This window comes from Hymenobacter caeli, assembly GCF_013294115.1.
GTDB lineage: Bacteria > Bacteroidota > Bacteroidia > Cytophagales > Hymenobacteraceae > Hymenobacter > Hymenobacter caeli.
Genome location: NZ_JABSNP010000017.1, coordinates 43614 through 55050, shown reverse-complemented (window position 1 = coordinate 55050; position 11437 = coordinate 43614). Strand labels below are relative to the sequence as shown.

The 11437-nt window shown below is 66.5% G+C and carries 7 protein-coding genes; 4 read left to right on the top strand and 3 right to left on the bottom strand.

What is annotated here, in order from left to right:
- Position 1 precedes the first annotated feature (1 nt).
- The gene (tkt, locus tag HNP98_RS16355) at positions 2-2071 is read left to right on the top strand and encodes a transketolase (RefSeq protein WP_173811243.1); all 2070 of its coding nucleotides are present in this window, start codon (positions 2-4) and stop codon (positions 2069-2071) included.
- Positions 2072-2424: 353 nt separating this feature from the next.
- Positions 2425-3984 (top strand): alpha-N-arabinofuranosidase, encoded by a 1560-nt coding sequence (locus tag HNP98_RS16350; RefSeq protein WP_173811242.1) that lies wholly within the window; start codon positions 2425-2427, stop codon positions 3982-3984.
- Between the two features lie 168 nt (positions 3985-4152).
- Here the strand turns inward: HNP98_RS16350 and HNP98_RS16345 are convergent, their stop codons facing one another.
- The 3 genes from HNP98_RS16345 to HNP98_RS16335 all read right to left on the bottom strand — a co-directional run bounded on the left by HNP98_RS16345 (position 4153) and on the right by HNP98_RS16335 (position 8868).
- The gene (locus HNP98_RS16345) at positions 4153-6600 is read right to left on the bottom strand and encodes a bifunctional YncE family protein/alkaline phosphatase family protein (protein ID WP_173811241.1); all 2448 of its coding nucleotides are present in this window, start codon (positions 6598-6600) and stop codon (positions 4153-4155) included.
- 143 nt (positions 6601-6743) lie between these two features.
- A complete protein-coding gene (locus tag HNP98_RS16340) occupies positions 6744-7808 on the bottom strand; it encodes an acyltransferase family protein (protein ID WP_173811240.1) in 1065 nt (354 codons plus the stop codon).
- An 847-nt stretch (positions 7809-8655) separates the two neighbouring features.
- The gene (locus HNP98_RS16335; RefSeq protein WP_173811239.1) at positions 8656-8868 is read right to left on the bottom strand and encodes a hypothetical protein; all 213 of its coding nucleotides are present in this window, start codon (positions 8866-8868) and stop codon (positions 8656-8658) included.
- Positions 8869-9093: 225 nt separating this feature from the next.
- Here HNP98_RS16335 and HNP98_RS16330 point away from each other — a divergent pair, with 225 nt between their 5' ends.
- Positions 9094-9663 (top strand): gluconate 2-dehydrogenase subunit 3 family protein, encoded by a 570-nt coding sequence (locus HNP98_RS16330; protein WP_173811238.1) that lies wholly within the window; start codon positions 9094-9096, stop codon positions 9661-9663.
- On the top strand, positions 9650-11362 hold the full coding sequence (locus tag HNP98_RS16325) for a GMC oxidoreductase (protein ID WP_173811237.1): 1713 nt from the start codon (positions 9650-9652) through the stop codon (positions 11360-11362). Before HNP98_RS16330 ends, HNP98_RS16325 begins: the two co-directional genes overlap by 14 nt.
- Positions 11363-11437: the final 75 nt, after the last annotated feature.

Below are 11437 nucleotides of genomic sequence, written 5' to 3'. Positions count from 1 at the left end.
CATGAGCAACCCCCAAATTTCGATTGACGAGCTGAGCGTCAGCACCATCCGGCTGCTGTCGGTGGACATGGTGCAAAAAGCCAATTCGGGCCACCCCGGCCTGCCGCTGGGCGCGGCTCCAATGGCCTACGTGCTGTGGTCGCGCTTTCTGCGCTTCAACCCGCAAGACCCGAAGTGGCCGAACCGGGACCGGTTCGTGCTCTCGGCGGGCCACGGCTCGGCGCTGTTGTACAGCCTGTTGCACCTCTACGGCTACAACCTGCCGATGGACGAATTGAAGCGCTTCCGCCAGCTGGACTCGCTCACGCCCGGCCACCCCGAGTCGCACATCACGCCCGGCATTGAGGTGACCACGGGGCCCCTGGGCCAGGGCTTCGCCAACGGCCTGGGCATGGCCATGAGCGAGGCGCACCTGGCCGCGCTCTACAACAAAGAGGGCCACGCGCCGGTGCAGGACCACTACACCTACGTGCTGGTGAGCGACGGCGACCTGATGGAGGGCATCGCCTCGGAGGCGGCCTCGCTGGCCGGCCACTTGCAGCTCAGCAAGATGATTTACCTCTACGACGACAACAAAATTTCGCTCGACGGGCCCACCAGCTTCGCCTACACCGAGAACCCGATGCAGCGCTTCGACGCCTACTACTGGCACACGCAGCACGTGCAGGACGGCAACAGCCTCGACGAGATTGAAAACGCCATCCGCGTGGCGCAGTCGGTGAAGGACCGGCCCTCGATTATTGCCGTGCGCACAATTATCGGCTTCGGCTCGCCGCTGGCCGGCACCAGCAAGTCGCACGGCTCGCCCCTGGGCCCCGATAACGTGAAGGCCACCAAGAAGTTCTACGGCTTCGACCCCGAGCAGTCGTTCCAGGTGCCGGCCGAAGTGTACGAGCACCTCAAGCAGCCCGGGCTGAAGGGCGCGGAGCTGCAAAAGCAGTGGGAAGCCGACTTTGCGGCCTACGCGAAGGATTTCAAAGACGAAGCCGCCATGTTCCAGCTCTCCTTCGACGGCAAATTGCCCGAGGGCTGGGACAAAGACCTACCGGTGTACACGCCCGCTGATGGCGAGCTGGCCACCCGCCAGGCCTCGGGCAAGGCCCTGGATGCCATCAAAAAATCGGTACCGTTCATGTTCGGCGGCTCGGCCGACTTGGCTTCTTCCAACGAGATGGACAAGTCGGGCGACGACTCGTTCCAGCCCATGCACCCGGAGCGGCGCAACGTGTGGTTCGGGGTGCGCGAGCACGCCATGGGCGGGGCCATGAACGGCATTGCCCACCACGGCGGCCTGCGCACCTACGGCGGCACCTTCCTCACCTTCAGCGACTACATGCGCGGGGCCATCCGCCTCACGGCCCTGGCCGAGAGCACGGCCACGTTCGTGTTCACCCACGACAGCATCGGGCTGGGCGAAGACGGCCCCACCCACCAGCCCGTCGAGCAGGTGCTGGCCCTGCGCACCATCCCCAACATCGTGGTGCTGCGCCCCGCCGACGCCAACGAGAGCACCGAAGCCTGGCGCATCGCCATGACCACGCCCAAGTCGCCGGTGGTGCTCATTTTCTCGCGCCAGAAGCTGCCCATCCTCGACCAGGCCAAGCTGGGCTCGGCCCGCGCGGGCGTGGCCAAGGGCGCGTACATCCTGAGCGAGGCCGACGGCGGCCAGCCCCAGCTCATCCTCGTCGCCACCGGCTCGGAAGTGGCCCTGGCGATGGGGGCCCAAATCGAGCTGCAAAAGGCCGGCACCCCCACCCGCGTGGTGAGCATGCCCAGCTGGGAGCTGTTTGAGCACCAGGATAAAGCGTACCGCGAGCAGGTGTTGCCGCCCGCCGTGCGCAAGCGCGTGACCATCGAGGCCGGCTCGCCCATCGGCTGGCACAAGTACGCCACCGACGAGGGGGCCGTCATCGCCATGAACCGCTTCGGCGCGTCGGCCCCCGCCGAGGAGCTGTTCGTCAAGTTCGGCTTCACCGTGGAAAACGTAGTAAAGCGGGCCCAGGCCGTGCTGGCCGGCCACCCCGAAGCGGATGAGGTGGAGAAAAAGCAGGTGGTGGCCCACGGCGACTAGCCGGGCTTCGCAGTTGAGTAATTGTTAAACGAGGAAGGGTAGCCGGCTATTTGTGGTTGGCTGCCCTTCTTTGGTTTGGCAGATGTCTGAAACGGGGTGGTCCGGCGACTTTTTCCGTCGTCGGGCCACTCTGACGATGCCCCGGTGCCACTATTTTTTAGTCAGAGTGGTCCGACGAAGCCCTTCGGGCAATTCACCGGACCACCCCGTTGCGGACCGCCGCCCTCAGTTTAGCGCTTGGCAGGCATTTAAGTTATTCGGGCAACTGCTAGGTCCGGGCCGCTGGGCCCTTCGCTGCTATTAAGCCTATAAGCCTACATTTCGGCCACCATCACCCGCACCCCATCCCACCCATGCGTCTGAAAACGATTTTTCAACAACTGCCCCTGGCCGTTGCCCTGGCCGGGGCCCTGCCCGCCCTGGCCCAGACCACCGTCCCCATCACGATGCGGGCCGATGGCCCCAAAACGCTCATCAGCAAGGACATTTACGGGCAGTTTGCCGAGCACCTGGGGCGGTGCATCTACGGCGGGTTTTGGGCGGAGCCGGGGCTGAGCGTGCCCCAGCAGGGCCGCATCCGGCTGGACGTGGTGGAGGCGCTGCGCAAAATCCACGTGCCGAACCTGCGCTGGCCCGGCGGCTGCTTCGCCGACACCTACCACTGGCACGACGGCGTGGGGCCCGCCGCCCAGCGCCCCAAGATGCTGAACCTGTGGTGGGGCAACACGTTGGAAGACAACAGCTTCGGCACCCACGAATTCCTGGAACTGTGCGGCCTGCTGGGCACCGAGCCCTACCTGGCCGCCAACGTGGGCAGCGGCACGGTGCAGGAAATGGCCGGCTGGATGGAGTACCTCAACTCGGACGAGGACACGCCGCTGGTGCGGGAGCGCCGCCAGAACGGCCACCCCGCGCCCTATAAAGTGGCCATGTGGGGCATCGGCAACGAGAGCTGGGGCTGCGGGGGCAACATGACGCCCGAGTACTACGCCGACGTGTACAAGCGCTACGCCACCTTCGCCCACGACTACCCCGGCACCCCGCTCAAGCGCATTGTGAGCGGGGCCAACGCCGACGACGTGCACTGGACCGAGACGTGCATGAAAAACATCGGGCCCGGCCGCATGTGGGGCCTCACGCTGCACTACTACACCCTGCCCACCGGCGACTGGAGCCACAAGGGCCCCGCCACCGGCTTCGACGAGGCCCAGTACTTCAACACGCTGCGTAACTGCCTGAAAATGGAGGCCATCGTGGCCAGGCATTCGGCCATCATGGACCGGTACGACCCCGAGAAAAAGGTGGCCCTGCTCGTGGACGAGTGGGGCGTGTGGACCGACGTGGAGCCCGGCACCAACCCGGGCTTTTTGTACCAGCAGAACTCGCTGCGCGACGCCCTGGTGGCCGGCACCACGCTCAACATCTTCAACAACCACGCCGACCGGGTGCGCGGGGCCAACCTGGCCCAGGCCGTGAACGTGCTGCAAGCCCTGGTGCTGACGGATAAAGAGAAAATGCTGCTCACGCCCACCTACCACGTGTTCGACCTCTACCAGGTGCACCAGGACGCTACGCTGCTGCCCCTGCAATTCAGCAGCCCCGACTACGTGCTGAACGGCGAGAAAATACCCGCCCTGAACGCCTCCGCCTCCCGGGATAAAAACGGCCTCGTGCACATCTCCCTGGTCAACCTCGACCCCAGCCACGCCTTCCAGCTGGAAACTGCCCTGCCCGGCGTGAGCTGGAAAACGGTGACCGGCCGGGTGCTGACCTCCGCCAAAGTCAGCGACTACAACACCTTCGACAAGCCCGGCAACATCCAGCCAGCGGCCTTTACGGGGGCTAAGAAACGCGGCGACAAGCTGGCCGTGGAGCTGCCGGCCAAGTCGGTGCTGGTGCTGGAGGTGCGGTAAGGTTGGGCTCAGGTACCGGCCGCTGCGGGCACCTCACCCCCTAGCCCCCTCTCCAAAAAAGAGGGAACTAGCTCTAGTTTTAAAATTAGAAACTAGGATTAGTCCCCCCTCTTTTTTGGAGAGGGGGCTAGGGGGTGAGGTGCCCCCGACCGGACGCTTACCGAAGCCCTAATCGTCGTCGTCCTTGCGCTTGGGGGTGGCCCGCACGAAGGCCCCGCGGCGGGGGGCCGGCACCACGGCGTTTTCGCCCTTCACGGCCTTCCACACCACTTCGGTGAGGTCGCGGTCGGGGGTGGCGTCTTCCTTGGCGAGGTTGAAATGGGCCGAGCGTTCGGCGCTGGGCGTCCAGGCGGTGTTGCGGGCGTCGAGGGGCACGCGGGCGGCTTTGGCCTGGTAGGGGGCTACATTGGGCGTGGCCTGGAAGCAGCCGAAGAGCGGCAGCGCGGCGGCGTCGTACTGGCTCATGGGCGGCAGGCCCAGAATCAATTCCATCGTGCGCAGCACCCCGGCCGTGGTGTAGAGGCTGTGGTTGACGGTGCCGCGCCGGGTGTAGGGGCTGATGAGGAAGGCCGGCGAGCGGTGGGCGTCCACGTGGTCGGGGCCGTTCTGGGCGTCGTCTTCGAGTACCACGATGAGGGATTCCTGCCAGATGCTGCTCTGGGCGATGTGCTCCACGAACTGGCCCAGGGCGAGGTCGTTGTCGGCCACGGCGGCGGTGGGCGTGACTTTGCCTAGCCGCTGGCCGCTGGTGTGGTCGTTGCTGATGCGCACGGTGCTGAACCGCGGCACGGCCCCCTTGGCCAGCAGCGAGTCGAAGTCCTGCCGCCACACGCGCACCCGCTCCACGTCGGTGATGTCGGTGTCGAAGCCCGGCGACTTCGGGCAGATGTGCCCTTCCAAAGACTTGAGGGGCGTTTTGCCGTTCTCCGCGAACTCGCCGTAGCTGCGGTAGCTCAGGCCCGCCCGCCGGCAGTAGTCCCAGATGAAGCCGTCGCGGGGGTAGGCAATTTTGCGGGTGCCTTCGTAGTCGTAGCTGCCGCCGCGCCCGCCGTAGCTGATGGGCCAGGTCTTCTCCACGTAGTCGGTGGCGTAGCCGGCCATGCTCCAGTTGTGGCCGTCGGCGCTCACCTCGGCGTTCACGTAGAAGTTGTCGAGCAGCACGAACTCGCGGGCCAGGGCGTGGTGGTTGGGCGTCACGCGCTCCGGAAACAGGCACAGCGTCGAGTCGCCGTTGCCGGCCTTCATATCCCCCAACACCTGGTCGTAGGTGCGGTTTTCCTTGATGACGTAGAAGACGTGCTTGATGGGCGAGGCCTGGCCGGCGCGGCGCGGCACGGGGTTGCCGGCCTCGCCGAGGGCCTCCTTCGCCAGGGCCGGCGTGAAGGGCGTGTTGGCGTACACCTGCCGGGTGTAGGCCTTGAGCCGGGCCGCGTCGGGGGCCGGAATGAAGGAGAGCGTGCCCTTGAACAAGCCGCCGATGTACTGCACCGGCGCGTCGGCGGCGGCCCCGGTCTGGTAGCCGCTGGTGTCGGTTTTCTTCACCGGCTGGGGGCCCCGGGGGTTGGGCAAGGATGAGAAGCCCTTGCCGTTGGCCACCAGCACCTGCCGGCCCAGCGTGCGCACGCAGGTGGGGTACCAGCCCGTGGGGATGAAGCCCTTGCCGGCGCTGCGGCCCGGCGTGGCCACGTCGAACACCGCCAGGCAGTTGTTGTCGGCGTTGGCGATGTACAGCGTTTTCTCGTCGGGACTCAGGGCCAGGCCGTTGGTAGTGGAGCCGGTGAGCCGGGTGGGGTACAGGGCGGTGGCAATGGTTTCGAGCACCTTCCACCCTTTCGTGTCCACCACCGACACGGAGTTGTCATTGGCGTTGGCCACGAACACGTAGCGGCCGTTACGAGTCTGAATCAGCTCGTTGGGGTGGCTTTCGGTGGCCAGGCGCTGCCGGATCTGGCCGGTGCGGGTGTCGTAGGCCAGCAGCTCGTCGTGGCCCCAGAGCGTGATGTAGAGCGTGTTGCCGTCGGGGGCCAGCAGGCAGGCGTAGGCCTCGTGGCCCAAGTCCAGCCGGCTGAGGGTGCGCTTGGTTTTCAGGTCGATGACGTACAACGCGTCGTCCTCCTTGGTCACGGTGTAGAGGCGCTGCCGGGGCCCGTCCACGGCCAGGCCGGCGGGGCTGATTTTCTCCTTCGGCCAGGCCTTGCCCAAGCGCAGCGTGTCGGCCGCGCCCAGCTTGCCGCCGGCCACGGCGTAGGCCAGGATGATGTTGTCGTTGGCCCCCGACACGTACAGCTTGTCGGCGCTGGCGTTAAACGCCAGCCCGTACCACGACTTGCCGATGGGCTTTTCGTCCAGCAACTTCGCCGTTACCGGGTCGATGAGCTGCACCGTCTGCTTGCTCTGCCCGTTGTTGGTCACGGCCAGCAGCTTGCCCGAGGCGGAGAGCTGCATGTTCAGCGGCAGGTCGCCGAGGGCCAGCGCGGGTCCCCCGGCCGGCGTGAGCGACCAGCCGTTGGGCAGCAGGACTTTGGCGGCTTTGGGGTCGTCGGCGGGCACTTGGGCGGCGGCCGGGCGGGCCGCCAGCAGGCCGAGCGCGGCGGCCAGGGCAAGGGAGATTTTCATGCGGAAGCGGGTAAGGAGCGGCAACGGGCCAAAGTACGCGGGGGCCGCGCCTTTGGCGGGGCAAAGGTCCGCGGTGGGCCGTGACGGCAATGTTAATTTTTTGGGAACGGATTGGCCGGCCGCCGGCAAAGCCACCCCCATCCCTACGCGGGCACCGGCGGCCGGCGGCGGAAGCGGGCCCCCAACCAGGCCCGCACGGGCTCGTCGTAGAGGCGCAGGACTACCCAGGCCAGGCCGACGAAAAATACGACCAGGGCCCCCATCACCGGCAGGGCGTGCGCCCGGGTGGGGTGGGTGGCATTCACCCAGTTGGTAAAAATGTAGATGAACGGGTAGTGCACCAGGTACAGCGGGTAGGAGATGCGCCCCGCCCAGCGGCACAGCGGCCCCAGCCGCCCAGCGGCGTAGGCCCCCGCCCCGGCCGCCACCACCAGCGGGAACACCGCCACCACGCAAAACGCCTCGTAGTAGCCGGCGGGCTGCCAGGTGGGCCCGGCAAAGAGCGCCAGCAGCGCCAGCGACAGCCACCCGTAGGCCCCCGGCAGGCGGATGCGCCAGCCCCGGCGGAACAGCAGCAGCCCGGCAGAAAATGGGAACGCCACCCGCACCGGGGCCATCCAGAAGGTGCTGCGGCCCCAGCCGCCCTGCAAGTGCCCGTGCCTCACGGCCGTGGCCACCAGCGCTGCCGCCGCCACCGCCACCACGGCGGCCAGCGCCCGGGGCCCCAGCCGCGGCCCCACTAGGGCGTAGGCCAGGTTGGCCAGGTACTCTTGCAGCAGCGACCAGCACGGCCCGTTCAGGGGGTGGGTTTCGTCGAAGCGGTTGGGCAGGGTGGGGCCGGGCAGCAGCAGCGCCCCCAGGGCCAGGGCGGCCGTCATGCGCAGCCCGCTGGTGCGCTGCACGGCGCTGGCCCACGGGTCGAGCACGTAGCCCAGCGCCCCGATGGCCACGGCCACCAGCACCATCGGGTGCAGGCGCACGAGGCGCAGGCGCAAAAAATCGCGCAGGCGCAGCGCCGGCCAGCGGTCGTCGTAGGCGTAGCCCACCACGAAGCCCGAGAGCAGAAAGAAAAAATCCACGGCCAGGTAGCCGTGGTGCAGCGGGTTGGTGCGGTAGTCGGGGTTGAGGCCCTCGAATAGGTGGAACACGACAACCAGCAGCGCGGCGGTGCCGCGCAGGCCATCCAAAATCTCGTAATGTTTCTTCATTCAGTGCACAGGTTTGAGCAGGGAAGATACGTGGACCGGCACCCGTCGATGCGCCCCAGCCCCGCCGGCAGGCTGCGCGCCTTCCTTGCGGGGCTGCACTGCCCGTAGCTTGCCGGGGCATAAAATATCGCCCGCCGCCTTCCCAGGCCCTCGACTTTACCTACCGCTTGCCTCCCGCCACCACGTCCGCGTAGCAAACGAAAATTGGGGCCCTGGTGGAGCAGTTGCTGGCTGCCAAAGCCGCTGATGCCGCCGTTAGCATTTCGGTTCCTGAAGCAGCAGGTTGACGCGCTGGTGGCGGGCCCCTTCGGCTTCGCGGCGGCTAAGGTGGCGCTGCTGAGCGGGTAGGCGAACGGGCCCCGGTTTTGGCTAGTCCTCCGCCTACGGCTGGGGCCGGGGGTTTAGTGGGGGCAGCTCGTCGGAGCGCACGGGCTGGTCGAGCTGGACGCAAAATGGGCAGCGCTTGCCGCTGCCGCCTTTGCCCGGCAGGCGGTCGGCCACTGCAAGCGCTGCCCGATGGGGCACTCGCTGTGGTCGTGCCACACGTCTTCGAGGGCGATGCCGCACAAGGGCGAGTGGAAAGGAGAAACGTGCATGGCCGACAAGTTGGCATCGTATCCTAGCAAGCTACCCAGAAACCGGCACACAGACTCGCCACTAGGTAAAAAGCGGGCCCCGGCCGGCGGCGGCTCCACCTTGGACGAGGAGCGAACGGCGCGCTGCCGGGCCCCGCCGCTACCCCGCTCGCGCAGGCTGCGCTGCGGCGGGGCCCGGCTTGCTGCGACGGATACGCAGGGAAAAATCCGCCCGCCGCGCCGCGCATGACGCGCGGAACCCAGGGCGTTTGCTAGCGCACCGCGGCGGGGCCCGCTTCGGTGTCGAGGGCCCGGCGCACGTCGGCCCAGCTCAGCTCGCCGGCCACGTAGCGGTCGAGGAGGTGGCGGGTGTAGGCGGTGGCCTTGGTTTTCAGGGCCGGGAACACGGCCTGCATTTGCGCCAGCACGTAGCTCCGCTGCTGCGGCGTTTGGGCGGCGGGGCCAAATTTGGGGGTTTTTTCCACGGGCAGCGGGCCGGCCAGGAGTTCTGAGCGCGGTGCCCAAAGTTCGGGCCGATTCGGGCCCGTCCGGCTTAGGAAAACACGGATTATGCGCCGCTATAAATACGTATTTATGTATTTTGACCGGATAAAGTTTCCCGATTATTTGGCCTCGGGCGGAGCCACCGACGGCCGCCGACGGGGAAAAATCCGTACTTTACACGACCAATTCCCGTAATCCTATCCGTTATGCTCCGGCGCACTGCCCTCAAAAACCTCGCCTTTTTTGCCGGAGCGGCCACCCTGCTCCCCGGCTGCCTCGCCGACGCCAAGCGCGAGCCGCCGGCCTCCATCGCCCTTAAGCACGTGGCCGTGAGCGCCTCGCAGGAGAAAACCCTGGCCGAAGTCTGCGAAACCATCCTGCCCAAAACCGACACCCCCGGGGCCAAGGAGCTGGGCATCCACCTGTACGTGCTGAAAATGCTGGACGACTGCTGCGAAAAAAAGGAGCAGCAGGCCTTCGTGGCCGGCCTGGGGCAGCTCGACGACGCGGCCCAGAAAGCCTACGGCCGCCCCTTCGCGGCCGGCACCGCCCCGCAAAAACTGGCCCTGCTGCAAGGCTTGGAGCGGCAACCGGACGGCTCCAGCGACCTGGCCAGCTTCTACCACAGCACCAAGCGGCTGGCCGTGGGCGGCTACACCACCGGCAAGTATTTCCTGACCACCCAAATCGTGTACGAACTGGTGCCCAGCCGCTACAACGGCTATTTCCCGGTGAGCAAAATCAATCTATCCAAGCGACGCAATGGCTTATCTTAATATCGACAGTGTAAAGGAGCGCACGTTCGACGCCATCGTCGTCGGCTCGGGCATGAGCGGGGGCTACGCCGCCAAGGAGCTGTGCGACAAAGGCTTAAAAACGCTGGTGGTGGAGCGCGGCCGCAACGTGCAGCACATCAAAGACTACCCTACCACCAACCTCAACCCCTGGGAGTTTGCCCACCGCGGGGCCCTCACGCAGGAAATCAAGGAGGCCAACCCCGTCATCAGCCGCTGCTATGCCTTCAAGGAAGACGCCATGCAGTTCTTCGTGAAGGACGCCGAGCACCCCTACGTGCAGGAAAAGCCGTTCGACTGGATTCGGGGCTACCAGGTGGGCGGCAAGTCGCTGATGTGGGCCCGCCAGACCCAGCGCTGGGGCCAGTACGATTTTGAGGGCCCCGCCCGCGACGGCTTCGCCGTGGACTGGCCCATCCGCTACGACGACCTCGCGCCCTGGTACAGCCGGGTGGAGAAGTTCGCCGGCATCAGCGGCCACGCCGACGGCCTGGCCGAGCTGCCCGACGGCGAGTTCCTGCCCGCCTACCCGCTGAACGTGGTGGAAAACTACTTCCGCGAGCAGGTGAAGGCCCAGTACCCCGGCCGCCACGTCATCAGCGCCCGCTGCGCCCACCTGTCCAAGCCCAACCCCATCCACTACGAGCAGGGCCGGGTGCAGTGCCAGAATCGGGTGCTGTGCCAGCGCGGCTGCCCGTTCGGCGGCTACTTCAGCAGCAACTCCAGCACCATTCCGTGGGCCCTGAAGTCGGGCCACCTCACGCTCAAGCCCGATTTGGTGGTGCAGTCCGTTATTTACGACGAGGCCCAGGGCAAGGCCACCGGCATCCGGGTGGTCGACGCCCACACCAAGGCCGTGACGGAGTACTACGCCCCCGTCATCTTCGTGAACGCCGGGGCTCTGAACACCAACCTGCTGCTGCTGAACTCGACTTCGCACCGCTTCCCCCAGGGCCTGGGCAACGATAACGGCCTGATGGGCAAGTACGTGGCTTTCCACAACTACAGCGCCCACATCTCGGCCGAGTACGAAGGCTTCAAGGACCTGACCACCGACGGCCGCAACCCGGCCGGCGGCGGTTACATTCCGCGCTTCCGCAACGTGTACAAGCAGGAAACCAACTTCCTGCGCGGCTACGCGGCCGGCTTCTCGGCCCACCGCAAGCTCGACCACACCGAGCACCCCATCGGCGAGGGCTTCAAGCACAGCCTGGAGCACCCGGCCTTCGGGCCCTGGGCCGTGGGCTCGCACATGATGGCCGAAACCATCCCCAAGGAAACCAACTACGTGCGCCTCGACCCCACCCGCAAGGACGAGTGGGGCATGCCGCTGCTCAACATCTCGGTGGCCTACGACGACAACGACGCCAAGATGAAGCAGGACTACTTCGACCAGTTCAGCGAGATGTTCACTAAGGCCGGCTTTACCAACATCAAAACCGAGGACTCGCACCAGGCCCCGGGCCTCGACATCCACGAGATGGGCGGCGTGCGCATGGGCCGCGACCCCAAAACGTCGCTGCTCAACGCCGCCAGCCAGCTCCACGCCTGCCCCAACGTGTACGTGACCGACGGGGCTTGCATGACCTCGACCTCCACCCAAAACCCCTCGCTCACCTACATGGCCCTCGCCGCCCGCGCCGTGGACCACGCCGTGCGGGCCAGCAAAGGGTTGGCGTAGAACGGTTCCGGCGTCGGCGTACCCGGGTGCGGCTTTCCGAGTTGCCGTATACCTTTGGTAGGAATTAAAAATGAT

Excerpts from the sequence above, each read along its gene's own strand:
- HNP98_RS16330 (WP_173811238.1), top strand. The coding sequence starts at position 9,094 with ATGCTCCGGCGCACTGCCCTCAAAAACCTCGCCTTTTTTGCCGGAGCG.
- HNP98_RS16350 (WP_173811242.1), top strand. The coding sequence starts at position 2,425 with ATGCGTCTGAAAACGATTTTTCAACAACTGCCCCTGGCCGTTGCCCTG.
- tkt (WP_173811243.1), top strand. The coding sequence starts at position 2 with ATGAGCAACCCCCAAATTTCGATTGACGAGCTGAGCGTCAGCACCATC.
- HNP98_RS16325 (WP_173811237.1), top strand. The coding sequence starts at position 9,650 with ATGGCTTATCTTAATATCGACAGTGTAAAGGAGCGCACGTTCGACGCC.
- HNP98_RS16345 (WP_173811241.1), bottom strand. The coding sequence starts at position 6,600 with ATGAAAATCTCCCTTGCCCTGGCCGCCGCGCTCGGCCTGCTGGCGGCC.
- HNP98_RS16340 (WP_173811240.1), bottom strand. The coding sequence starts at position 7,808 with ATGAAGAAACATTACGAGATTTTGGATGGCCTGCGCGGCACCGCCGCG.